The organism is Ottowia sp. (assembly GCF_035325765.1).
Lineage (GTDB): Bacteria > Pseudomonadota > Gammaproteobacteria > Burkholderiales > Burkholderiaceae_C > Ottowia.
In genome coordinates this window covers 39,773-62,080 of the sequence record NZ_DAOKZG010000016.1, presented here as the reverse complement: position 1 = coordinate 62,080, position 22,308 = coordinate 39,773, and the positions used below count along the sequence as shown (strand labels likewise).

Here is a 22,308-nt window from a genome sequence, read left to right as displayed (position 1 = left end):
GCGGCCCTTGGGGCCCAGCGTGGTCTTGACCGCGTTGGCCAGGATGTTCACGCCCTCGACCATGCGGGCCCGGGCGTCAGAACCGAAAACAACGTCTTTTGCTGCCATTTCTAATCTTCCTTACGTAAATTGGGTTCAAAAGTGGACAAATGATTACTTTTCGACGACCGCGAACAGATCGTCTTCCTTCATCACCAGCAACTCGTCGCCATCGACCTTGACGGTCTGGCCGCTGTACTTGCCGAACAGCACGCGGTCGCCCACCTTGACGCTCATGGCAATGCGGTCGCCATCGTCGTCCAGGCGGCCCGGGCCGACGGCCATCACCTCACCCTGGTCGGGCTTTTCGGCGGCGGTGTCGGGAATCACGATGCCCGAGGCGGTCTTGGTTTCGTTTTCCAGGCGCTTGACGATCACCCGATCGGCGAGAGGGCGCAGTTTCATGGATGCTCCTAAATACAAGATATGAAACGAGATTTCTCACTCGACCCGACGCGGCAGCAGGCGCTGCGCGGGTCTTCCCGAAGCGATGGCAGGGGGTTTTGCTAGCACTCGCTGCCAACGAGTGCTAATGATAAGGGCAAATGAGCGGAATTCAAGCGTGGCCGCGCCGGCCGCCCCGAAAATTCGGCGGGCACTCCATGCGGGGCATGCGGCGCGGCAGGCGGCCGTGCGCAGGTTGGTGCAGCGTTCGATCGCTCCCGCTTCTGCGGCGAGCGCGGACCTGCGGCTCAACCGCTGGCGTGCTGCGGGCCGAAGCGCGAGCCGACCAGGCGTGCGGCGATCACCAGCGCGGTCGAGATGGCAATCATCAGCATGCCCAGCGCCGAGAGCTGGCCCCACAGGCCGTCGTCGGCAAAGGCCAGCACCTGGACCGCCAGTACCTCGCTGCCGGGACGCGACAGCACCACGGACAGGGTCAGTTCGCGCAGGAACATGGTGGCCAGCAGGATCCAGGCCGAGACGATGCCGGGCACCAGCAGCGGCGCGATGATGCGCCGCAGCGTGGTCAGGTGGCTGGCGCCGCAGACCAGCGACGATTCCTCCAGATGGTCGTGCACCTGCACGAAGGCGCTCGCCAGCGGGCGCACGCCGTAGGGCAGGTAGGTCGCGATGTAGCCGATCAGCAGGGCGGTGACGGTGGCGTAGAGCGGCGTCTGCACGAAGAACCACATGAAGCCGATGCCGATCACGATGCCCGGGAAGGAGAACGACAGGTAGGTCAGGGTCTCCAGCAGCGCCGCGGCGCGCGTGCGCAGCTTGACGATGACGTAGGCGACGAACAGCGACAGCACGACGCCCAGGGTGGCCCCGACCAGGGTCAGGAACAGGCTGTTGCGCAGCGCCAGCAGCGAGGTGGCGTCCTGCAGCACCGCGGTCCAGTGGCGCAAGCTCATCTGGGCGAAGGCTTCGGCGCCGGGCACCATGGAGTAGGGCACCAGCGAGGTGTAGGCCAGCACCGCCACCGGCAGCACGACGACCACGAAGGACAGCAGCGCCACCGCCGCGAACAGCGGCCAGCGCCAGCGCCCGAGCGCCACCACGCTGGGCTTCCAGCCGCGGCTGGAGATGGTGACGAAGCGGCTGCTCTCGCCGGTCAGGCGCCGGTACAGCACGATCAGCACCACCGCCACGGCCAGCGCGCTCATGCCGAGGGCCGCCGCCTGGCCGTAGTCGGGGGCGAAGCCGACCGAGATCATCTCGTAGAGGTAGGTGGCCAGCACGTCGACATTGCCCGGCATGCCGAGCACGCGCGGCACGGCGTAGGAGGCCAGGCTGCGCACTACGCCGAGCACGAAGGCCGCCAGGATGGCCGGGCGCAGCACCGGCAGCGTGACGCGTAGCAGGGTGCGCCAGGTGCTGGCGCCACAGACGCGCGAGGACTCCTCCAGCGAGACGTCGAACGAGGCCATGGCCGGCGCGATGATCAGGTAGGCGATCGGCATGTTCAGCAGCGCCTCGACGCCGATCATGCCGGTGAGGGAATAGACGTTCAGCGGCGCCTGCTCCAGACCCAGCGCCTGCATCAGTGCCAGGTTGACGAGGCCGTTGGAGGGATTCGCCAGCAACGCCCAGCTGACCGAGAACAGCACGTGCGGGATCATCATCGGCACGATCGCCAGCACGCCGAACAGGAACTTGAACGGGATGTCGGTGCGCGTGTTCAGGTAGGCCAGCACCAGCGCCAGCAGGGTCGCCAGCGCGGTGGAGCCGAGCACGAACCAGGCCGTGTTCCAGAGCACGCCGAGCAGCGCCGGGTCGGTGTAGGCGGCGACCCACTTGTGCAGCGTGAAACGGCCAAAGGCCTGCAGGCCCTCGGAGAAGCTGCCGAAGGCGAGCATCGCCACCGGCGCCAGCGTGAGCGCGCCGACGATCAGGATCAGGGCCCAGGTCAGGCCGCGGCGCTGCGCGTTCATGCCGGGACCGGCGTCATGCCGACACGAGCAGGCAGTGCTCGGGCCGCACCGACAGCGTCACCGCGTCGCCCACGCGCAGCGGGCTGTCGGCGGGCGTGCGCGCCAGCAGCAGGGTGTCGCCGGCGCGGATCTCGGCCTCGTTGACCTCGCCCACGAACTCCAGCGCCTCGATGCGGCCGCGGATCTGGTTGCCGCCGCTGGCCTGGCCCTCGGGCTGCAGCTGCAGGAATTCGGGGCGCAGGCACAGCGTCGCGGCACTGCCGACGGGCAGGTCGACCGGCGCGCAGGCCAGCCAGCCGAGCGCGCAGTCGATCTCGGTCAGGCCGCCCTCGGTGCCGCGCACGGTGGCGTCGACCAGGTTGGCGCGGCCGATGAAATCGGCGACGAAGCGGTGGTCGGCGTGAAAGTAGATCTTCTGTGGCGAGCCGATCTCGACGATGCGGCCGGCGCGCATGACGGCGATCGAATCGGACAGCGCCAGCGCCTCGACCCGGTCGTGCGTGACGTAGATGGCGGTGATGCCCAGCTGCCCGAGGAAGCGGCGCAGCTCCTTGCGCGTCTCCTCGCGCAGCTTGGCGTCGAGGTTGGACAGCGGCTCGTCGAACAGGATCAGCTTGGGCTCGGCCACCAGCGCACGCGCCAGCGCCACGCGCTGCTGCTGGCCGCCCGACAGGCGTGTCGCCGGGCGCTTCTCGAGGCCTTCGAGCTGCACGAAGCGCAGCACCTCGGCGACCTTGGCGGCGATCTGCGCGCGCGGCGCGCCGCGCACCTGCAGCGGGTAGGCGACGTTGTCGAACACGCTCATGTGCGGCCAGATGGCGTAGGTCTGGAACACCATGCCCAGGCCGCGCTGTTCGGTCGGCACGGCAATGCCCTGGCGCCGCGACCAGACCACCTGGTCGCCGATGCGGATCTCGCCGTCGTCGGGCGTCTCCAGGCCGACGATGCAGCGTAGCAGCGTGGTCTTGCCGCAGCCGCTCGGGCCCAGCAGGGTGAAGATGCGGTTCGCCGGGATCGTCAGGTCGATGCCGTCGAGCGCCTTGACCGTGCGGCCTTCCGAGACGTAGTGCTTGGTCAGGCCTTCGACACGAATTTCCATGGAAAGTCTCGGATCTGTTTTCAGTCCGGGGTCAATCGATGCAGCCGCGATTCACGCCCGTGATCCGTGTGCTGCGACCACGGCCCGGGCATTCGAAAGGCCGCGGAGCAGGCCATCCAGGGCACCCGTGACCAGGGTCTCCCCGGGCACCGGGTGCGTCCCCCTTGCAGCGGGAAGGTGCGGCAGGCGGCTCAAGGGGTAGCTCATTCACCCCTTGAACATGCGCTTGAACTCGCCGCCCCACTTCTGGATCTCGGCGTCGCTGAGGTCGCGGATCGCCAGCACCTTGACCTGGTCGATGCCGTCGATCGGCGGGAACACCCCGGGCGCCGCGACGTATTCGCCGACTTGCGTCGCCAGCATGCCGGCCGCCTTCTTCGACAGCCAGTAATCCATGAAGGCGCGCCCGGCAGCGGGGTGCGGCGCCTTGGCCGTGAGTGCCATGGCGCGCGGCGTGCCCAGCAGGGGCTGGCCGCCGCGTGGGCCCCAGGCCAGCGGCGCCGGCGCCTTGGTGACGATGTACTTGGGCATCGAGATGGCGATCGCCTTTTCGCCGCTCTCGATCGGCGCCGGCGTGGGGCCGAAGCTGGCGACGAACATCGGCTTGTTGGCCGCCAGTCCCTGGACGAAGGCGCTCCAGTCGGCCTCGCTGGCAAACACCTTTTCCTTCAGGCCGACCAGCCAGGAGATGGTCGAGGCGTGCGTGGCCGGGTCGGCCATCACGATGCGGTCCTTCCACTTCGGGTCGGCCAGGTCTTCGTAGCGCTTGGGCGCGTCGGCGGCCGCCACCTTCTGCGTGTTGTAGAGGTAGGAGACGTACTCGATGCCGAAGAGCTGGATGGTGTCGTCGGGCCGTGTCCAGTCCGGATAGTCGGCCGCCGCCGGCGAGCGGTAGGGTGCCAGCACGCCGTTGGCCTTGAGCATTTCCAGCACCGGCAGCGGGGCCTGCACCACATCGGCCAGGAGCTTGCCGGCCTGCGCTTCGGTGGCGACGGTGGAGACGAACTTGGAACTGGAGATGCGCGTGTACTCGCCCTGGATGCCGGTATCCTGGCCAAAGGCTTCCATGATCGGCTTCACGGCCGTGATGTTGGCGTAGAACACCGCCTTGCCCTCGGCGCGGGCGGCCGCCAGGTCGGCGCCCTCGGCGGCGCGCGCGTGCGGCAGCAGGGAGGCCGCGCCGGCGGCACCCGCCAGTTGCAGCAGGGTGCGGCGATCGATGGGGGACATGGGCTTCTCCATTTCGGTTCGGTCGGGCCGGCGGGTGCGAAGCGCCGCCGCAGCAATGACAGCACGTCGATCCGGCCGGATGGGCGCGCAAAGTCTAACAACAAACACGCGGCCCGCATACGCGACGCCGCATCATCGCCCGAGCACGACGGGCGCGTCAGGCCGGCGCGTCCTCCAGGGTCAACAGCGCTGCCTGGAGCGCGTGCGCCAGGTCGGGTTGCAGGCCGCCATGCAGCAGCGCCAGCAGGCCGCTGCGCTGCGCCAGGTCGAGCGCCTGCAGCGACAGGCCGCAGGCGATCAGGCGCACGCCGCGCGCGTGGCAGGTGCGCGCCAGCGTCTTCATGGCGTCGGCGCCGGTCGAGTCCATGTAGAGCACGTTTGCCAGGTCGAGCACCAGGGCGTGCGTGGGCAGTGCGTCCTCGAGCTTCTCGGTCAACGAGGTCGAGCCGAAGAACAGCGCGCCCGACAGGCGCCAGGCCTGCACCTGCGTTTCGCGGCCCGCCAGTTCGGGCAGTTCCAGCCGTTCGACGCGCGCCAGGCTCGCCATGCGGTAGATGAAGATGCCGCAGGCCGCCAGGATGCCCACTTGCACGGCCACCGTGAGATCGAACACCACGGTGAGCGCGAACACCGACAGCAGGGTGCCGCCATAGGTCATCCGGTACTGGCGCAGGTGGGCGAAGGCGCGCCACTCGCCCATGTTCCAGGCCACGTGCACCAGGATCGCGGCCAGGCAGGCCAGCGGGATCGAGCTGGCCAGGGGCGCAGCGACCAGGATCACCACCAGCAGCACCAGCGCATGCACGACGCCGGCGATCGGGCTGGTGGCGCCGCTCTTGACGTTGGTGACGGTACGCGCGATGGTGCCGGTGGCGGGCATGCCGCCCAGGAGCGGCGCGGCGAAGTTGGCGATTCCCTGCGCCATCAGTTCCTGGTTGGGGTCGTGGCGGTCGCCGATCATGCCGTCGGCCACGCGCGCGCACAGCAGCGATTCGATGGCGCCCAGCAGCGCCAGGGTGATCGCCGGCATCAGCAGGAAGCGCGCCGATTCCCAGTCGAAGGCGGGCCATGCGAAGGCTGGCAGCGCCGCCGGGATGCCGCCGAAACGGCTGCCGATGGTTTCCACCGGCAGCCCGAACAGGGCCACGGCGCTGGTGGCCAGCACCAGCGCCACCATGGCCCCCGGCACGGTGGTCAGCTTGCCCGAGAACGGCGCGCGCGCGCCAAGGCCCGGCAGCCAGTGCTGCCAGGCGATGATGACCGCCAGCGAGACCAGCGCCACTCCCAGCGCCCAGGCGTTGAGCGTGGGCAGGTGGGTGGCCAGCGTGCCCAGGATGCCGAAGAAATCGGCCGGCATGCTCTCCACCGACAGGCCGAGGAAATCCTTCACCTGCGACAGGCCGATCAGCACCGCGATGCCGTTGGTGAAGCCGATGATCACCGAGATCGGGATGAAGCGCACCAGCGTGCCGAGGCGAAACAGCCCCATCAGGAACAGCAGCACGCCCGACAGCAGGGTGGCGATGATCAGGTTGGCCACGCCGTACTGCTGCACGATGCCGTAGACGATGACGATGAAGGCGCCGGCCGGCCCGCCGATCTGCACCCGGCTGCCGCCCAGCAATGCGACCAGGAAGCCGGCAATGATGGTGGTGAAGATGCCGGCCTGTGGCGGCAGGCCCGAGGCGATGGCGAAGGCCATGGCCAGCGGCAGCGCCACCACGGCCACCGTCAGGCCGGCACCGATGTCGCCGAGCAGGCGCTTGCGGTTGTAGCCCTGCAGGGCGTCAATGATGCGAGGGCGGAAGGATGAGAGTAGGGCCACGAACTGCTCCGGGAAGATCGACCAGGGAAGGGAACCCGGGTCGCCCAGGCGGGCCGCAATGCAGCAGGCGGGTGATGTGGCGGCGCCGGCGCGACAGCGGCCGGCCCGGCCGGTGAGCTGCGCGGATCGCGTCAGGGCTGCAGGCCACCACGCATGCCCCTCGGCGCTTCAGCGTACGCGCAGGCCGGGTTCGGCGCCGGGCCAGGGTTCCAGCAGGTAGATGCCGGGCTGCGCCTTTTCGTCAGCGTGGCTGGCGGCCAGCACCATGCCTTCGCTGACGCCGAACTTCATCTTGCGCGGCGCGAGGTTGGCCACCAGCACGGTGAGCTTGCCCTTGAGCTGCTCGGGCTGGTAGCTGCTTGCGATGCCGGACAGCACGTTGCGCGTGCGGCCTTCGCCGGCGTCCAGCGTCAGGCGCAGCAGCTTCTTCGAGCCTTCGACCGCCGTGCAATCGACGATGCGCGCGATGCGCAGGTCGACCTTGGCAAAGTCGTCGATGCCGATGGTGCCTGCAATCGCCTCGCCACCCGGCACGCTCGGATTTGCTTCGGTTTCAGGGGCGACTCGTGCCGGCTGGGCAGGCGCGGGCGGCTCGAACAGGGCCTCCAGCTGCTTCATGTCCACGCGCTGCATCAGGTGCTGGTAGGGGCCGATCTGCCAGCCCGCGCCCAGCGCCCGGTCGGTGTCGTGCAGGGTCTCGGGCGGCGCCACCAGGAAGGCGGCGACCTCGCTCGCCAGGCGCGGCAGGATCGGCTTGAGGTAGACCGTGAGCACGCGGAAGGCCTCGATGCAGGCGCTGCAGACCTCGTGCAGGCGCGCGGCCTGCTCGGGGTGCCTGGCCAGCTCCCAGGGCTTGTGCTGATCGACGTAGGCGTTGACGCGGTCGCACTGCGCCATCACCTCGCGCACCACGCGGGCGTAGTCGCGCTGCTCGTAGAGCTCGGCGATGCGTTCGCGCAGCGCGCGCAATTCATCGAGCAGTGGCGCGTCGGCGACCGCCACGGCCGAGAGGCGCCCGTCGAAGCGCTTGTGGATGAAGCCGGCCGCGCGACTGGCGATGTTGACGAACTTGCCGACCAGGTCGCTGTTGACCCGCAGCATGAAGTCCTCGGCGTTGAAGTCGATGTCCTCGTTGCGCCCCGACAGCTTGGCCGCAAGGTAGTAGCGCAGCCACTCGGGGTTCATGCCGAGTTCCAGGTATTTCAGCGGATCCAGCCCGGTGCCGCGGCTCTTGCTCATCTTCTCGCCGTTGTTCACGGTGAGGAAGCCGTGCACGAACACGTTGTCCGGCACCTTGCGGCCGCTGAACTCCAGCATCGCGGGCCAGAACAGGGTGTGGAAGGTGATGATGTCCTTGCCGATGAAATGGTACTGCTCGAGATTCGGCTGCGCCAGGTAGTCGGCGTAGCTCTGGCCGCGCTTTTCCAGCAGGTTCTTCAGGCTGGCGAGATAGCCGATCGGTGCGTCGAGCCAGACGTAGAAGTACTTGCCCGGCGCATCCGGGATCGGGATGCCGAAGTACGGCGCGTCGCGCGAGATGTCCCAGTCGCCCATCTTCGTGTGGCCGCCTTCGTCGGGCGTGATCCATTCGCGCACCTTGTTCGCGACCTCGGGCTGCACGCGCTGGATCCAGCCGCGCAGGAACTCGATGCAGCGCGCATCCGACAGCTTGAAGAAGAAGTGCTCGCTGCTGCGCAGTTCGGGTCTGGCGCCGGAGAGGGCGGAGTAGGGCTCGATCAGCTCGGTCGGCGCGTAGACCGCGCCGCAGACCTCGCAGTTGTCGCCGTACTGGTCCTTCGCATGGCAGTTCGGGCACTCGCCCTTGATGAAGCGATCGGGCAGGAACATGCCCTTCTCGGGGTCGTAGAACTGCTCGATGGTGCGCGACTCGATCAGGCCGGCGGCCTTCAGGTCGCGGTAGATGGCCTGCGAGATCTCGGTGTTTTCGGGGCTGTGCGTGCTGTGCCAGTTGTCGAAGCCGATCAGGAAGCCGTCCAGGTACTGGGCGCGGCCGGCGGCGATCTCGGCGACGAAGGCCTCGGGCGTCTTGCCGGCCTGCTCGGCCGCGATCATGATCGGCGCGCCGTGCGCGTCGTCGGCACCGACGAAGTTGACCTCGGCGCCCGTCATGCGCTGGAAGCGCACCCAGATGTCGGCCTGGATGTATTCCATGATGTGGCCGATGTGGAAGCGCCCGTTGGCGTACGGCAGGGCGGTGGTGACGAAGATCTGGCGGGCGGTCATGGATGGGGGATGGGCGCGGCAAAAACTGCCTATTCTAGGAAGTTGGCCAGCCCAGCAGGCGCGCGATGGCCGGCGCCTGGGCCAGCGCGTCGGCGCGCCCGAGGCGCATCAGCTCGCGCGTGTAGCCGGCCTCGAACAGCAGGTAGGTGGCGAGCGCGGCGCTGCGCGTGTTCAGGGTATTGCCGCGCTTGCCCAGGTTGGACAGCAGCATGCGCATGGCCGGCGGCAGGCTGGCGGTATGGCGCGCCGCCACTTCGTCGAGGCGGCGCGACGGCGTGATCGACAGCAGTTCGACCGGCCGCAGCGGCGTCGCGGCGCGCTGCTCGGGGCCGAGCAGGGACAAGGTGTGGTTGACGCGCTTCAGGCGCATGGCGTCGCCGGCCAGGGTGTCCAGGAAGATGCTGGACAGCACGTGGCTGGCGACCTGGCTCAGCGAGGGGTAGCCGGGACTCTGGATGAAGCAGTCCTCGGCCGGCTCGTGCGCGTGCGCGACGCCCACCGCCAGCACGCGCCGCGCGCCCAGGTGGATGGCCGGGGCCAGCGGGCTGAGCTGGCGCATCGAGCCATCGCCGTGGTAGGCGACCTGGCTGCCGGCGGCGATGCGCGCAGCCGGAAACACGAACGGGATGGCGGACGAGGCCATCAGGTGCTCGACGTCGATCGCGCAGCGCACCGCCTGTCGATGCGGGCGTCCCCAGTCGCGGATCTCGTCCACGCCGTCGTAGAAAGTGACGTGCGTGCCGCTGCTGTAGCACGAGGTGGTGACCGCCAGCGCACGCAACTGGCCGCTGGCCAGCAGGGTGGGCAGGCGTTCCAGCCGCAGCTTGCCGCGCAGCAGCATGCGCAGCGGCGCGTTGTCGAGCAGCGAGTGCGGCTGCAGCCGATCGTCGCGGGCATGCAGCCAACCCAGCGACATCAGGGCGAGCCAGCGCAGGCTGGCTCCCAGCGCGTGCGAGCGGTCGGCGCGGTACACCTGACGGGTGCGGAAGCGGCTCCAGACGTGGGCCAGGCGGGCCACGCCGAGGCGAAAGCAGTCGGCTTCGCTGGCCACCGCGGCGGCATTGATGGCGCCCGCCGAGGTGCCGACGACGATGTCGAAGGGCAGGGCGGGCTGGCCGGGACGGTAGCGCCGCTGCAGCGCCGCGAGGCCTTGCAGCACGCCCACCTGGTAGGCGGCGCGCGCGCCGCCGCCGGTCAGCAGCAGGGCGGTGCCAGCGGTGCTTGCAGGTCGAACGGCAGGCTCATTCATGGTGGCGGGTAGGGTCATGGGTGCTGCCCTTGGGCGCGGCCGGCGCGCCGAATAGACTAGCGGCTGATCAGATACACAGACACAGGGTCAATCCAGATGGGCACCACACAACAGGATATCGAGCGCGCCGTGGCAACGGTGGTCGATCCGAACACCGGCCATGATTTTGTCTCGTCCCAGAGCCTGAAGAACGTGCAGGTCAGCGGGGGCGATGTCTCGTTCGACATCGAACTGGGCTATCCCGCCCGCAGCCAGGTGCCGGCGCTGCGCCAGGCGTTGATCGCCGCGGTGCGCGCGCTGCCGGGGGTGGACAACGTCTCGGTCAACGTCACCAGCGTGATCCAGGCGCTGACGGCGCAGCGCGGCATGCTGCCGCTGCCGCAGGTGAAGAACATCATCGCCGTGGCGTCCGGCAAGGGTGGCGTCGGCAAGAGCACCACCTCGGCCAACCTGGCGCTGGCGCTGGCGGCCGAGGGCGCGCGCGTGGGCGTGCTCGACGCCGATATCTACGGGCCCAGCCAGCCGCTCATGCTCGGCCTGTCGGGCAAGCCGGAAAGCCGCGACGGCAAGTCCATGGAGCCGCTGGTCAACTACGGCCTGCAGGTCAACTCGATCGGCTTCATGGTGACGCCCGACCAGGCCATGATCTGGCGCGGCCCGATGGCCACGCAGGCGCTGGAGCAGCTGCTGCGCCTGACCAACTGGTCGAACCTGGACTACATGGTGGTCGACCTGCCGCCGGGCACCGGCGACATCCAGCTCAGCCTGAGCCAGCGCGTGCCCCTGTCGGGCGCGGTGATCGTCACCACGCCGCAGGACATCGCGCTGGCGGACGCGCGCAAGGCGGTGTCGATGTTCGAGAAGGTGGGGGTGCCGATCCTCGGCCTGGTGGAGAACATGGCGGTGCACGTGTGCTCCAATTGCGGCCACGTCGAGCACATCTTCGGCGCCGACGGCGGCAAGCGCTACGCGGCCGAGAAGGGCATCGATTACCTGGGCGCGCTGCCGTTGGCGCTGGCGATCCGCGAGCAGACCGATTCGGGCCGCCCCACGGTGGTGGCCGAGCCCGAGGGCGAGGTGGCGGCGATCTACAAGCAGATCGCGCGCCAGGTGGCGGTCCGGATTGCGAGCCGGGCCAGGGATTTTTCCGGCAAGCTGCCCACCATCACCGTGTCGCACGATACGTGAGGCAGCGTCGAGCGGGTCTCCATGATGCCGCGTGCGGCGTCATGGGCCTGGCTCCTGCGTGCGGCGCGGCGTCCGTTGCACGCGGTGCCGCGCTACACCGTCCTGGAGGCATGAAACGGCCTTGTCGCGATGGCCACGGAGCAGGCCTGGAGTGGAGACCCCCGGCAGCGGTTGCCCCCTGGCCCCGGGGTGCGCCGTCCCTCCCAGGGGAATGGAGCGCCGCGAAACCGGGGTTACACTCCGGGCCTTGTTACGTCGGGTTACCCTGAACAGGTGATTGTGCGCGCCGCGATGGAAGCGTAGGGTATCGACCTGACGAGGGGGGTTTCCAGAATGAATCTATTGAACGCTTCGATGCTGACCGACTGGGCGGGATCGGTGACCATGAATGGCCTGGTGCTCGCCGTGGTCCTGTTGCTGCTGCTCAGTGCCCTGGTCGCCCTGTGGTGGCGTGGCAGCTACGCGCCGCGGACGGACCCGGCGACCAGCGCGGGTGACGAGTTCGCCCCGCGCGCGCCGATCACCGATGAACAGGTGGCCCTGCTGCGCTACCTGCAGGCGGCGTTTCCCGACGGCGCGGTGCTGTTTCGGCCGCGCCTGGGTCATTTCCTGAGCGTGCGCAAGGGTCGCGATCGGGTCGAGGCGCGCCAGTGGTTGAATGCGCGGCGGGTCGACTTCCTGCTGTGCGCCGAAGATGGCAAGCCGCTGTACGCTTTTGAAATCGACAGCCTGCACGATCGCGACGATCCGCATGCGCAGCGTCGCATGGCCGAGAAGAACCGCGCGCTGCGGTCCGCTGGCATTCGCCTGATCCGCTTCAAGGGGGCGTTGGCGACCTGGCCCGCGCCCGAGGTGTTGCGCCAGCGGGTGCTCTCGGCGGCCCGGCCGGCGCCAACGGCTTCCGGGTTCACCGACAGTGGTTTTGCCTCCTCCGGGTTTGCCGCGTCCACCAGCTTCGAAAACTCGGGCTATGCAGCCACGGGTCGGTCGAGCACGGGCTTCCAGACGTCGCAGGCGGATCGCGCGCAGGGCGGGGCCTATTCGGATGTGATGAGCCTGACCGACCTGATGCGCCTGCAACCGGCCAACGAGGGCGATCCCTGGTCCGGCATTCGCAAGCGCTCGTAGGAACCCGCTCCGGGACGGCCTTCATCCCCGGCCGCCGGTCGATCGCGCGGCGAAGCGCGGTGCCGCGCGATGGGCAGGAAAAGAAGGCTGGCTGGCGCGCCCGACACGCGGGACGGCTGGCTGGCCCTGTCAAAGCGCGCCCAGGGGGCGCGACCCACGATGAAGAAGGTCTCCGTCCGCGTCGCTCTCCTGCGGGCGGGGCATGGCGCATGACTTCCGCGCCCTGCCGGCGCCAGGGAGCCCATGCGTCATCTGTCGTGCTTCGGGCCACTTCAGGGCCTGTCGAATCCGGCGGCTGGACGAGCCCGGCAGTGCTGTTGTCGGCGCGTCGTGCGCGGATGGGCGCCGGGGCTCCAGGAGCGCCTGCACGCCGCCGGCCCCCGTGAGTGGACGCGGCCCCTGGCCGGACTGGTCCTGGCAAGGGTGCCGGGGCGACCTCCTGCCGTGAGCCACCACGCACAACGCCGCCCGGCTCGGCGCGGATGATGCTGGCGGAAGAAGCATGGCGTGTTCATGCCGTGCAACTGCGCCCAGTTGCCGTGCTGAAGGGCCGCAGCCCGGAGGATTCGGAGGCATTCGAGAGGAGCCCACGAGCCGTATCCAGGGTTACTTGGTCAGGATCAGCTTGCCCAGGCGCGTGGCGCGCAGGCGGTAGATGGCCCCGTTGTGGCTGATGGCGATTTCCCGGCGCCCGCGCAACAGGTATTCGCTGGCCAGCGGCGCGTCCAGGCCGTAGGCGCACTGCTCGGTCGGCGGGAGGGTGCCGACGCGATCGGACCCACGCTCCGGCGCGCACCCACGCGCGTCGCCCTCGATCTCAGTGCGCGTCATCGTGCACCGGTTCCGTGATGAAGCCGATCTTCTTCATGCCGGCCTGCTGCGCCGCCGCCATGGCCTGTGCCACGCGCTCGTAGCGCACGTCGCGGTCGCCGCGGATGTGCAGGCCGGGTTGTGGATCGAGCTGGCCGGCTTGCCGCAGGCGCTGCGCCAGCTCGGCATCGCTCACCGCCTCGTCGCCCAGCCAGTAGCTGCCGTCGGCCTTGACCGACAGGCGCAGCGTCTGCGGTTGCAGCACTTCCCTTTCGTTGCTGGCGCGCGGCAGCTCGATGTTGACCGCGTGCTTGAGCACGGGCACCGTGATGATGAAGATGATGAGGAGCACCAGCATGACGTCGATGAACGGGATCATGTTGATCTCGTTCATCATCTCGTCGGGCTCGTTGTTGACGAATCCAGCCATGGCGTGAATCTCCGGTCGGGCCCTCGGGTCAGGCCTTCTTCATGGGCACGATGTTGGTGTCGCTGCCGCCGATGGTGACGCGCGCACCGGTGACGTAGTAGGCGTGGAGGTCGTGTGCGAAGCGCCCCAGCCGCGCCAGGATGGTCTTGTTGCCACGCACCAGGGCGTTGTAGCCGAGCACGGCCGGGATGGCCACGGCCAGGCCCAGCGCGGTCATGATCAGGGCCTCGCCGATCGGCCCGGCGACCTGGTCGATCGAGGCCTGGCCGGCCGTGCTGATGCGCATCAGCGCGTGGTAGATGCCCCAGACGGTGCCGAACAGGCCGACGAAGGGCGCTGTCGAGCCGACCGAGGCGAGGATCGCCAGGCCGGCCTGCAGGCGCGCGCTGCTGGTGTCGATGCTGCTGTGCAGGGCGCGTGAGATCCAGTCGCTCACGTCCAGCGTGTCGTGCAACTGGGCCTGGGTCGCGCGATGGTGGGCGGCGGCTTCGCGCCCTTCGAGCGCCAGGTCGCGAAACGGGTTGCCGCCGTCCTTGCCGAGCTTGGACAGGCCCTCGGCCATGTCGCTGGAGTGCCAGAAGCCCTCCACGCGCTGCGCCTGGCGCTTGGCGCGCATCACGTCCAGTGCCTTGATCAGGATCACCACCCACGACAGCACCGACATGGCGATCAATGCCGCGAAGGTGGCACGCGTGACCAGGTCACCCTGGCTCCAGACGTGCATCAGGCCGAATTGCGAATCCATGTCAGCTCACTCCAGTACGAAATTGATCGGGACGTTGAACCACATCGCCTCCGGCACGCCGCCACGCGTGCCGGGCACATAGCGCCAGCGGTCGCGTGCGGTTTCCAGCGCCACCTGGTCGAGTCGGTCGTAGCCGCTGGACTGCTGGATGCGTGCGTCCTGGGCGCGGCCGTCGGGACCGATCAGCACGCGCACCACGACGCGTCCGGACTCGCCCAGGCGCCGGCTCATGGTCGGGTAGGGGGGTGGTGGGTTGTTCAGGTAGGCCGCGCTCGACGAGGGCTGGACGATGGCCGGAGGTGCCGCTGGCGCCGGCGGGGCCGCGGGCGCAGGGGGTGGCGGTTCGAACACCGGCTCCGGCGGGGCGGGTGGCGCGGCGGCCACCACCGGTGCACTGGGTTCGGCCTCGGCCACGGCCAACGGTTGCGGCGTGGGACGATGCACGGGCCGCGGCTTTGCCGCCACCGGACGCCGGGCGACACGGGGCTTGGGGGGCTCGGGTTGCGGTTCGGGCTGCGGTTGCACCACGGGCTGCGGTACCGGTTCGGGCGGGGGTGGTGCGGGTGGCGATGGCACGACGAATTCCGCCAGGAGCTGGGCCGGCACCACGATCTCCCGCGGCGGTGCGCGCAGCAGCCCGTGCTGCAGCGCCCACAGGCCCGCGGCGTGCATGGCCAGCACGCCACCGATGATCAGGGCGTTGCGACCAGGCTGCGACATGGGGTGCGGAGCGGAAATGGGCATCAAATCGGGCAGACAGGTCGCCCGCGATCGGCGCCGTGCCAGGACCGGCGCGGCGAGTCCGGGAGCTTGCCCGGGCTCAGCGGCGCAGCACCCAGGCCATGGCGACGACCACCAGGGCCAGGGCACCGAGCGCGGCGAGCAGGGCAGCGTGGTTCATGCGGCGACCCCGCAACGCGCCATCATGCCCGAGCCCAGGCCGAGCCGTCCAGCGTCTGCGCCTGCCGCAGCGCGGCCACTGGCTGCGTCGCGCTGCACTGGACCACCAGTTCGCGCGCGCAGTCCTCGCAGCGCCCACAGCAGGTGCCCACGCCCAGTTCGAGCTGGATGTCGTCAAAGCTCATGCCGGCGCGCACCTGGCGCGTGATTTCGCGATCGGAAATTCGGTTGCAGACGCAGACGATCATGGTGGACTCGGCAATGCTTCGACAAGGAGTGGATAATAAATGAGAATCAATCGCATTGCAAGGGAAATCCCAGCCCTGCCCCCTGGGCGACCGCGCATCCAGGGTCAGCCTGACGCGAGGAGTTGCGGCCCGGCTTCGACCAGGCTGGCGCAGCCGGCCAGCGCCATGGCCATTTCAAGCTCGTCGCGCAGCAGGCGCAGCATCTGCGCCACCGCCAACGCGCCGCCGGCGGCCAGGGCATGTACCACTGGCCGACCGACCAGCACGGCGCTGGCGCCCAGGGCGATCGCCTTCAGGACATCGGTGCCGCGGCGGATGCCGCCGTCGACCAGCAGCGGCAATTCCGCGCCGACGGCGGCGCGCACCCGCGCCAGCGCCGTGGCCGTGGCGGGCGTGGTGTCGAGCGTGCGGCCGCCGTGGTTGCTGACGATCAGCCCGGCGGCGCCGAGCGCCTGCGCCTGGCGCGCGTCCAGCGGGTGCAGCACGCCCTTGAGCCACAGCGGCAGCCGTGTCTGCGCCTGCAGCCAGGCGACGTCGTCCCAGCCGGGGGCATGGGCCGGCACGCCGGCGCAGTAGGTGTCGGGCGCGGCAGCCGGCAGCGGTGCGTCCTGCAGGTGCACGGCGCGGATGCCGGGCGGCGGGACGAAGCCGGCGCGTCGTTCGGCGTCGCGCATGCCCTGCACCGGGGCGTCGACGGTGAGCACCAGGGCCTCGTAGCCGGCGGCCTCGGCGCGCTGCACGAGGGCGCGGTTGAAGCCGCGATCCGCCTGCCAGTAGAGCTGGAACCACAGCGGTCCGCGGCCCGGGTCGCCCAGCACGGCCTGGGCCACGCGCTCCAGCGGGACGCTGGACTGCGTGCCCAGCACGTAGCCTGCGCCCTGCGCCGCGGCCGCCAGCGCACTGGCCCACTCGCCCTCGGGGTGGGCCAGCCGCTGCAGCGCCACCGGCGCCAGCAGGATCGGGTGCGCGAGCTCGCGTCCCGCCAGCCGCACGCGCGTGTGGCCGCCGGCGAGCGGCCGCAGCACGCGTGGCCACAGCGTGAGCTCCTGCCAGGCCTCGATGTTGGCGCGCAGGGTGTGCTCGTCGCCGGCACCGCCGGCAAAGAAGGCCCAGGTCGCCGGATCCAGCCGCGCCTGCGCGGCTGCGGCCTGGTCGGCGAGCGTGACGATCGGGTCAGGCATGCTCGATTGTTACTGGCGCTCGTCGATCCGGAAGCCGCGGAGCAGGCCATCCGTAGGCACCCGTGGCCGGGGTCTTCCCGGCGACTGGGTGCGTCCCCCTTGGGGGGAGCCGCGCAGCGGCACAGGGGGTATCAAGTACTCGCCCACATGCGCAGCAGGTTGTGGTAGGTGCCGGTGAGGCGGATCGCCTCGTCGGTTTCGCCGTGGCGCTGGCGCAGCTTGAGCAGGGCCATGTCCATCTCGAACAGCAGGCGGCGCTGCTCCTGGCCGCGCACCATGCTCTCGATCCACAGGAAGCTGGCGATGCGCGCGCCGCGCGTCACGGGGCGCACCTCGTGCACGCTGCTGCCGGGGTAGAGCACGGCGTCGCCCGCCGGCAACTTGACGGCCTGTGGGCCGAAGGTGTCGTGCACCACCAGCTCGCCGCCGTCGTATTCATCCGGATCCGCGAGAAACACGGTGCAGGAGAGGTCGCTGCGCACCCATTCGCCCGTGGCCTGCGAGTGCAGCACGGCGCCGTCGACATGCTGGCCGTAGTGGTTGGATGCGCCTTCGTAGCGGTTGAACAGCGGGTTGAAGATGCGCCGCGGCAGCGCGGCCGAGAAGAACACCGGATCGCGCCTGAGCGCTGCCAGTATCAGCTCGCGCAGCGTGGCGGCGCTTGCGCTGTCCTGCGCCAGTTGCTGGTTGTTCTTGCGCGTCGCGGCCTGGCCGCCGGCGCTGCGCGCCCCCTCGGTCCAGGGCGCGTCATCGGCCAGCAGCAGGGCGCGCGCCTGCGCGACTTCATCGGGGGTGAGCAGGTTCTTCAGGTGGATCAGCATGGTGGAGGGTGACGGGTGACGGCATCGCTGGCGCGATCGCCTGGGACAAATGGCCGAGATGGCCGTTCGGCTTCCGGGACAGGGATGGTGATCAGGTGTACTGGAAGAGCATCGCTGCCGTGCACGGGCGCCAACGCCGAAGGCTCGGGGTGGCGTCGGTCATTCGCGATCGAAGCCGCGCCTGCGGCGAAGTCATCGGGCATGCGTCAGAACAGCGCCTTGAAGGTCAGCTCGACACGCCGCGGCGCGCCGGGCTGGTAGAAGCCGCGGTACAGCGTGTCGGCGTAGAGCTTGTTGGTCAGGTTGGTGACGTTGAGCCGCAGCGAATACAGCTCGCTGAAGCTGTATTCGGCCATGGCGTCGAAGGTGACGAAGCCCCGCGCCCTGTAGCTGCGCTGACCTTCGGGATTCTGGCTCGAGCGGTAGTTCGCGCCCAGTCCCAGGCGCAGCTCGGGCAGCACGCGGTAGGTGGTCCAGACGCTGCCGCTGTGGCGCGGCGTCAGGCCCGGACGGTCGCCTTGCACCTGGGCACCGGTGCCGGCGGGGTTCATCACGACGTTGCTCTTGTCGATTTTCGCGGCCGGGATCCAGGTGTGGTTCCAGAACAATTCCCAGGCCGGGGTGACGCGCCCCGCCAGGTTGAACTCCATGCCCGCGGCGTGGCGCTCGCCGGACAGCAGCTCCTGCGCGGCCGCAGTGTCGGGATCGGTGTTGCGCTCGTTGTATTTCTGGCTGTAGAACAGGGCGACTCCGGCCAGCACGCGCTTGTCCAGCAGATCCCATTTGCCGCCCAGTTCGATGTTGCGGCTCTTCTCGGGTGGCGTCTTCGCCGAGCGCCCGGTGTTGGCATTGACGCTGACGCCGAACTGGTAGGCATCGCCCGATGTGTTGAACGAGGTGCCGTAGGACAGGTAGTACGAGGAGACGTCGTCGGGCTGGTAGAGCAGGCCCAGGCGCGGGCTCCACAGGTTGTCGCTGCGCTCGTTGCTGAGCGTGCCGTCGGCGTTGCGGTACGAGCCCTTGAAGTGGTCGAAGCGCAGGCCGGCCACCAGCTTGACGGTGTCGGTCAGGGCGGCGGTGTCTTGCAGGTAAGCGCCGATGCTGCGCGACCTGAAGCGGTTGAAGGCGAGCGGTGGGCGGGTGTCGGGCACCCAGGCGCCGTCGTTGGGCGTGCCCACCGTGGTGTTGGGACGCGGTGCCGGGTTCGCATAGCTGTTGTTGCGCTTGGCACTCTCGTCGAAGACGTCGAAGCCGGCCAGCAACTCGTGCTCCATGCCACCCCAGCCATGGCGGTTGCTGTAGTCGCTTTGCAGCATGAGGATGTCGCTCTCGCCGATGCGGCCCTTGGAGCTGCGGGTCAGCACGGTGCTGCCGGTGATGTCCGAGAGTGCCGTCGGGCGCGGGGCCTGGAAACCGATCGGGCTGCCCAGCAGGTCGCGCTTGTAGCGGCCGGCGCGCAGCCGGGTCTTGAGCTCGCCGCCGCCCGCGAGGCGGTGCACATGGCCCAGCGTGGCGTAGGTGGCCGAGGTGTCGAGGTGGTCTCCCGCGAGACCGTAGAAGTTCTTCGCCGGCAGCGTCGGAATGATGCTGCGGCTGGCGTCACCGGCCTCGCCCCCGAGCAGCCAGGGGTGGGCGTAGTTGGGCCGGCCCTTGACATCGAGCGCGTACAGGCCCACCGAGAACTCGTCGCGCGTGCCGATGCCCCAGCGGAAGGTGGGCGCCACGCCGAGCTTGCGCTGCCAGGCGCCCCAGTTGCTGGCGTCGTGGCCCAGCAGGTTCAGGCGAAATGCGGCGTCCGGGCCGGTCTGCCAGTTGAAGTCGCCCTGCACGCGCTTCAGGCTGCCGGTGCCGAGCGTGGCGCTGGCTTCGTGCTGGGTCATCAGGAAGGGCTGCTTGCTGACCTGGTTGACCACGCCTCCCGTGGAGCCCTTGCCGAACAGCATCGAGGCCGAACCCTTGATGATCTCGACGCGATCGTCGTCGAAGGTATCGCGCTCGTGGAGCGGCGCGTCGCGCATGCCGTCACGGTAGATGTCGCCGGCCTGGCCGAGCGAGAAGCCGCGCAGGCGCACGTCCTCCTCGCCGGTTTCGCCGGCTTGGAACGTGACGCCGGCGGTGGCGCGCAACACCTCGCGGAAGTCGTCCAGGTTGCGATCCTGGATCAGCTTCTCGGTCATCACCGTGACGCTTTGCGGGATGTCGCGCAGCTCCTGGTTGCCCTTGCCGATCTCGGTGCGCGTGGCGCGCAGCTGCGTCTTGCTGGTGCTGGGGGCACCCAGGACCGTGTCCTGCACCGTCACGGTGCCCAGCGTGCCGGCGACGCTGCTGGCGGGCTCGGCAGTCGCCGTGCCCTGCGCGAATGCAGGCGAGCCCAGCGAACCGGCGAGCAGCATGGCGCCCAGTGGCAGCAAGGGTGCGGAATGGGCGATGGGTGAAGGGGCGCGTTCTGCGCGCCGGCGGGACCGGGTCGATCTGGGAGCGGACATGACAGCGTTCAGCCAGGAAAGTGGAACGGGATGCTGGCTGACGCAGCCACCCGCGCGCAGGGTGTGCGTCACGGGGGCCGTTGGCTGGCTGGCAACGAAGTCGCGGATTCTACGCGAATGAGAAGCATTATCATTCAACGTTTTCCCGATGCGCCGCGGCGGCGCCAACACAAAGGGGCCTTGCGGCCCCTTGCGTGTCCGCGTGTGGCGGCGTCAGCTTGCGTCGCCCATCTGGCTCTGCAGATAGTTCTGCAGGCCCACCTTGTCCAGCAGCTCGATCTGGGTTTCCAGGAAGTCGATGTGTTCCTCGGTGTCGTCGAGGATGCGGCGCAGCAGGTCGCGGGAGACGTAGTCGCGCACGCTTTCGCAGTGGGCGATGCCGTCCTTGATGGTGGCCTGGGCCGCCTGCTCGAGCTTGAGGTCGCAGGCCAGGATCTCGGGCACGTCCTCGCCCACCAGCAGCTTGCCCAGGTCCTGCAGGTTGGGCAGGCCGTCGAGCACCAGGATGCGGTCCATCAGCAGGTCGGCGTGCTTCATCTCGCCGATCGATTCCTCACGCTCCTTCGCCGCCAGCTTGTCCAGGCCCCAGTGCTTGAGCAGGCGGTAGTGCACGAAGTACTGGTTGGTGGCCGTGAGCTCGTTCTTGAGCTGGGCCTGCAGATGGCCGATGGCGGTGGCGTCGCCCTTCATGGCGTTCTCCGGATGTGGTGTCGGTGCTGTCCATTCTAGGCAGTGCCCTGGCGATCGCAAGTGTCCGGGCGTTCGAACATCCATGCGCAAAGGACGCAGAGATTGCGCAGAAGATGCAGAAGAAGACCTGTTCCTGGATATTTTGCTGCGTCTTCCTCGCGTGCTTCGGCTTCATTTCCCGCCGATCGCGTCTTTCCCGTGCCCGGGTTGTCGGGCCGCCGGCCGGGCGGCTGCCGAAATCTCCTTGCGCATGGCATATCGCCGCAGCACGACGCCTTGCCGCTCGGCGCTCTGCGCTTCATGCACGATGAAGCCGTGGCGCTCGAAGAACGGGCGGGCCACCAGGCTGGCCTCGGTGGTCAATTCACGGATGCCGGCCGCGACCAGCATGGCCTCCGCCTGCGCGTGGAGCCGGGTGGCAACGCCCCGGCGTGCGTGGCCCGGCGCGACGAACAGCTGCTCGATGTGGCCGTCCAGTCGGCAGGAGAGAAAGCCGGCCGGCTGGCCGTCGATCTCGGCCACGAGGGTGTGGGCTTGCTCCAGGCGTTCTCTCCAGCGAGCCCGGTCAGGCGCTGGCGGTGCCCGTGCCGCCAGCTGGGCGCGATCGTAGTGCGCCCCTCCCAGCCCATGCACGGACGCCGTGAACAGCGCCAGCAGCGGCTCGAGATCCGACGGCTGGTGGCCGCGCAGTCTCATGGGGCCTTGCGACGCGCCTGTTCCAGCTCGCGGATCAGCGCCTGTGCCTCCGCCCCCTCGGGGATGGGGCGGCCGCTGTCACGCCACTCGACGGCATCCTTGAAGCCGTGCGCCTGTGCATGGCGGCGAAACCACAGGCCCTCCGGGTTGTGGCGCGTGATGCCGTCGAACACGGTGGCCAGCATCTGCGTCTGCTCCAGCCCCATGGTGAGCATCACCTGGTTGACCACCAGCTTGTGCATCTGCAGATGGCCGCGTGGCACGCCGGCGATGCGCTCGGCCAGGCGCCTGGTTGCCACATGCAGCTCGGCCGCCGGCACGGCGACGTTGGCCAGGCCCCATTCGGCTGCGGTGCGCCCGTCGATGAGGTCGCCGGTGAACATGAGCTGCTTGGCCCGCGTGGGGCCGAGACGGTAGGTCCACATCGCCGTGGTCGGGCAGCCCCAGACGCGCGTCGGCATGTAGCCGATGCGCGCGTCCTCGGCCATCACCAGCAGGTCGCAGCTGAGCGCGATGTCGCTGCCGCCGGCCACCGCGGCGCCGTGCACCTGGGCGATGGTCGGCTTGGGGCAGCGCCACAGGCTCATGAAGTCCTCCGTGTAGCGCTTCATGGTGCGGTAGTCGAGCGCCGGATCCCAGGGCGTCGACTCCTGCTGGCAGGGATGCTCGATCTGCTGCTCGGCGCTGGCGGCGAGGTCATAGCCGCCGCAGAAGCCCTTGCCGGCGCCCTCGACCACGATCACGTGCACCTCGTCGTCGACCACGGCCCAGTCCACGGCGGCGCGGATCTCGCCCGGCATGTCGTCGGTGATGGCGTTCAGGCGTTCGGGGCGATTCAGCAGCAGGCGCGCGATGCGCGGCTGCTCGGGGTCCTTGTCGATGCGCAGGGTGTTGAAAGCGGGCATGGGGGTCTCCTCGGAC

General features: G+C 69.3%; 20 protein-coding genes. 2 read left to right on the top strand and 18 right to left on the bottom strand.

The window, feature by feature from the left end; all coding sequences use genetic code 11:
- Positions 1 to 153: 153 nt before the first annotated feature.
- From groES to PKA16_RS07675, 7 genes are all read right to left on the bottom strand, one after another.
- On the bottom strand, positions 154 to 444 hold the full coding sequence (gene groES / locus PKA16_RS07705) for a co-chaperone GroES (RefSeq protein WP_324401985.1): 291 nt from the start codon (positions 442 to 444) through the stop codon (positions 154 to 156).
- A gap of 287 nt (positions 445 to 731) precedes the next feature.
- Positions 732 to 2,417 (bottom strand): iron ABC transporter permease, encoded by a 1,686-nt coding sequence (locus PKA16_RS07700; RefSeq protein WP_324401983.1) that lies wholly within the window; start codon positions 2,415 to 2,417, stop codon positions 732 to 734.
- 13 nt (positions 2,418 to 2,430) lie between these two features.
- A complete protein-coding gene (locus tag PKA16_RS07695; protein WP_324401981.1) occupies positions 2,431 to 3,516 on the bottom strand; it encodes an ABC transporter ATP-binding protein in 1,086 nt (361 codons plus the stop codon).
- A 207-nt stretch (positions 3,517 to 3,723) separates the two neighbouring features.
- Positions 3,724 to 4,746 (bottom strand): extracellular solute-binding protein, encoded by a 1,023-nt coding sequence (locus PKA16_RS07690; RefSeq protein WP_324401979.1) that lies wholly within the window; start codon positions 4,744 to 4,746, stop codon positions 3,724 to 3,726.
- Between the two features lie 157 nt (positions 4,747 to 4,903).
- Positions 4,904 to 6,571, bottom strand: a complete 1,668-nt coding sequence (locus tag PKA16_RS07685; RefSeq protein WP_324401977.1) for a SulP family inorganic anion transporter — start codon at positions 6,569 to 6,571, stop codon at positions 4,904 to 4,906.
- A gap of 168 nt (positions 6,572 to 6,739) precedes the next feature.
- Positions 6,740 to 8,815 carry a methionine--tRNA ligase gene (gene metG / locus PKA16_RS07680; protein ID WP_324401975.1) on the bottom strand — a complete coding sequence of 692 codons (2,076 nt, stop codon included), beginning with the start codon at positions 8,813 to 8,815 and terminating at the stop codon, positions 6,740 to 6,742.
- 34 nt (positions 8,816 to 8,849) lie between these two features.
- Positions 8,850 to 10,064, bottom strand: coding sequence for a patatin-like phospholipase family protein (locus PKA16_RS07675; RefSeq protein ID WP_324401973.1), 1,215 nt, complete (start codon positions 10,062 to 10,064; stop codon positions 8,850 to 8,852).
- Positions 10,065 to 10,160: 96 nt separating this feature from the next.
- Between PKA16_RS07675 and apbC the strand changes: the two genes are divergently transcribed.
- Both apbC and PKA16_RS07665 read left to right on the top strand, forming a co-directional pair.
- A complete protein-coding gene (gene apbC / locus PKA16_RS07670; protein WP_324401971.1) occupies positions 10,161 to 11,252 on the top strand; it encodes an iron-sulfur cluster carrier protein ApbC in 1,092 nt (363 codons plus the stop codon).
- Positions 11,253 to 11,606: 354 nt separating this feature from the next.
- Positions 11,607 to 12,380 (top strand): DUF2726 domain-containing protein, encoded by a 774-nt coding sequence (locus tag PKA16_RS07665; protein WP_324401969.1) that lies wholly within the window; start codon positions 11,607 to 11,609, stop codon positions 12,378 to 12,380.
- A gap of 606 nt (positions 12,381 to 12,986) precedes the next feature.
- Here PKA16_RS07665 and PKA16_RS07660 read toward each other — a convergent pair.
- The 11 genes from PKA16_RS07660 to PKA16_RS07610 all read right to left on the bottom strand — a co-directional run bounded on the left by PKA16_RS07660 (position 12,987) and on the right by PKA16_RS07610 (position 22,292).
- Positions 12,987 to 13,211 carry a hemin uptake protein HemP gene (locus PKA16_RS07660; RefSeq protein ID WP_324401967.1) on the bottom strand — a complete coding sequence of 75 codons (225 nt, stop codon included), beginning with the start codon at positions 13,209 to 13,211 and terminating at the stop codon, positions 12,987 to 12,989.
- On the bottom strand, positions 13,198 to 13,620 hold the full coding sequence (locus PKA16_RS07655; protein ID WP_324401965.1) for a biopolymer transporter ExbD: 423 nt from the start codon (positions 13,618 to 13,620) through the stop codon (positions 13,198 to 13,200). Before PKA16_RS07655 ends, PKA16_RS07660 begins: the two co-directional genes overlap by 14 nt.
- Before the next feature lie 28 nt (positions 13,621 to 13,648).
- Positions 13,649 to 14,365: a MotA/TolQ/ExbB proton channel family protein gene (locus tag PKA16_RS07650; RefSeq protein ID WP_324401963.1), complete on the bottom strand. Its 717-nt coding sequence runs from the start codon at positions 14,363 to 14,365 to the stop codon at positions 13,649 to 13,651.
- Between the two features lie 6 nt (positions 14,366 to 14,371).
- Positions 14,372 to 15,085, bottom strand: a complete 714-nt coding sequence (locus PKA16_RS07645; RefSeq protein WP_324401961.1) for an energy transducer TonB — start codon at positions 15,083 to 15,085, stop codon at positions 14,372 to 14,374.
- Positions 15,086 to 15,288: 203 nt separating this feature from the next.
- The gene (locus PKA16_RS07640; protein ID WP_324401959.1) at positions 15,289 to 15,513 is read right to left on the bottom strand and encodes a (2Fe-2S)-binding protein; all 225 of its coding nucleotides are present in this window, start codon (positions 15,511 to 15,513) and stop codon (positions 15,289 to 15,291) included.
- Positions 15,514 to 15,617: 104 nt separating this feature from the next.
- A complete protein-coding gene (locus tag PKA16_RS07635) occupies positions 15,618 to 16,694 on the bottom strand; it encodes an alpha-hydroxy acid oxidase (protein WP_324401957.1) in 1,077 nt (358 codons plus the stop codon).
- 131 nt (positions 16,695 to 16,825) lie between these two features.
- Positions 16,826 to 17,515 (bottom strand): Fe2+-dependent dioxygenase, encoded by a 690-nt coding sequence (locus tag PKA16_RS07630; RefSeq protein WP_324401955.1) that lies wholly within the window; start codon positions 17,513 to 17,515, stop codon positions 16,826 to 16,828.
- Between the two features lie 206 nt (positions 17,516 to 17,721).
- On the bottom strand, positions 17,722 to 19,908 hold the full coding sequence (locus PKA16_RS07625) for a TonB-dependent siderophore receptor (RefSeq protein WP_324401987.1): 2,187 nt from the start codon (positions 19,906 to 19,908) through the stop codon (positions 17,722 to 17,724).
- 306 nt (positions 19,909 to 20,214) lie between these two features.
- The gene (bfr, locus tag PKA16_RS07620; RefSeq protein ID WP_324401953.1) at positions 20,215 to 20,691 is read right to left on the bottom strand and encodes a bacterioferritin; all 477 of its coding nucleotides are present in this window, start codon (positions 20,689 to 20,691) and stop codon (positions 20,215 to 20,217) included.
- A 171-nt stretch (positions 20,692 to 20,862) separates the two neighbouring features.
- Positions 20,863 to 21,387 (bottom strand): GNAT family N-acetyltransferase, encoded by a 525-nt coding sequence (locus PKA16_RS07615; RefSeq protein ID WP_324401951.1) that lies wholly within the window; start codon positions 21,385 to 21,387, stop codon positions 20,863 to 20,865.
- On the bottom strand, positions 21,384 to 22,292 hold the full coding sequence (locus PKA16_RS07610; RefSeq protein ID WP_324401949.1) for a crotonase/enoyl-CoA hydratase family protein: 909 nt from the start codon (positions 22,290 to 22,292) through the stop codon (positions 21,384 to 21,386). Before PKA16_RS07610 ends, PKA16_RS07615 begins: the two co-directional genes overlap by 4 nt.
- Positions 22,293 to 22,308: the final 16 nt, after the last annotated feature.

Excerpts from the sequence above, each read along its gene's own strand:
- groES (WP_324401985.1), bottom strand. The coding sequence starts at position 444 with ATGAAACTGCGCCCTCTCGCCGATCGGGTGATCGTCAAGCGCCTGGAA.
- PKA16_RS07700 (WP_324401983.1), bottom strand. The coding sequence starts at position 2,417 with ATGAACGCGCAGCGCCGCGGCCTGACCTGGGCCCTGATCCTGATCGTC.
- PKA16_RS07695 (WP_324401981.1), bottom strand. The coding sequence starts at position 3,516 with ATGGAAATTCGTGTCGAAGGCCTGACCAAGCACTACGTCTCGGAAGGC.
- PKA16_RS07690 (WP_324401979.1), bottom strand. The coding sequence starts at position 4,746 with ATGTCCCCCATCGATCGCCGCACCCTGCTGCAACTGGCGGGTGCCGCC.
- metG (WP_324401975.1), bottom strand. The coding sequence starts at position 8,815 with ATGACCGCCCGCCAGATCTTCGTCACCACCGCCCTGCCGTACGCCAAC.
- PKA16_RS07675 (WP_324401973.1), bottom strand. The coding sequence starts at position 10,064 with ATGAATGAGCCTGCCGTTCGACCTGCAAGCACCGCTGGCACCGCCCTG.
- apbC (WP_324401971.1), top strand. The coding sequence starts at position 10,161 with ATGGGCACCACACAACAGGATATCGAGCGCGCCGTGGCAACGGTGGTC.
- PKA16_RS07665 (WP_324401969.1), top strand. The coding sequence starts at position 11,607 with ATGCTGACCGACTGGGCGGGATCGGTGACCATGAATGGCCTGGTGCTC.
- PKA16_RS07660 (WP_324401967.1), bottom strand. The coding sequence starts at position 13,211 with ATGACGCGCACTGAGATCGAGGGCGACGCGCGTGGGTGCGCGCCGGAG.
- PKA16_RS07655 (WP_324401965.1), bottom strand. The coding sequence starts at position 13,620 with ATGGCTGGATTCGTCAACAACGAGCCCGACGAGATGATGAACGAGATC.
- PKA16_RS07650 (WP_324401963.1), bottom strand. The coding sequence starts at position 14,365 with ATGGATTCGCAATTCGGCCTGATGCACGTCTGGAGCCAGGGTGACCTG.
- PKA16_RS07645 (WP_324401961.1), bottom strand. The coding sequence starts at position 15,085 with ATGTCGCAGCCTGGTCGCAACGCCCTGATCATCGGTGGCGTGCTGGCC.
- PKA16_RS07640 (WP_324401959.1), bottom strand. The coding sequence starts at position 15,513 with ATGATCGTCTGCGTCTGCAACCGAATTTCCGATCGCGAAATCACGCGC.
- PKA16_RS07635 (WP_324401957.1), bottom strand. The coding sequence starts at position 16,694 with ATGCCTGACCCGATCGTCACGCTCGCCGACCAGGCCGCAGCCGCGCAG.
- PKA16_RS07630 (WP_324401955.1), bottom strand. The coding sequence starts at position 17,515 with ATGCTGATCCACCTGAAGAACCTGCTCACCCCCGATGAAGTCGCGCAG.
- PKA16_RS07625 (WP_324401987.1), bottom strand. The coding sequence starts at position 19,908 with ATGCTGCTCGCCGGTTCGCTGGGCTCGCCTGCATTCGCGCAGGGCACG.
- bfr (WP_324401953.1), bottom strand. The coding sequence starts at position 20,691 with ATGAAGGGCGACGCCACCGCCATCGGCCATCTGCAGGCCCAGCTCAAG.
- PKA16_RS07615 (WP_324401951.1), bottom strand. The coding sequence starts at position 21,387 with ATGAGACTGCGCGGCCACCAGCCGTCGGATCTCGAGCCGCTGCTGGCG.
- PKA16_RS07610 (WP_324401949.1), bottom strand. The coding sequence starts at position 22,292 with ATGCCCGCTTTCAACACCCTGCGCATCGACAAGGACCCCGAGCAGCCG.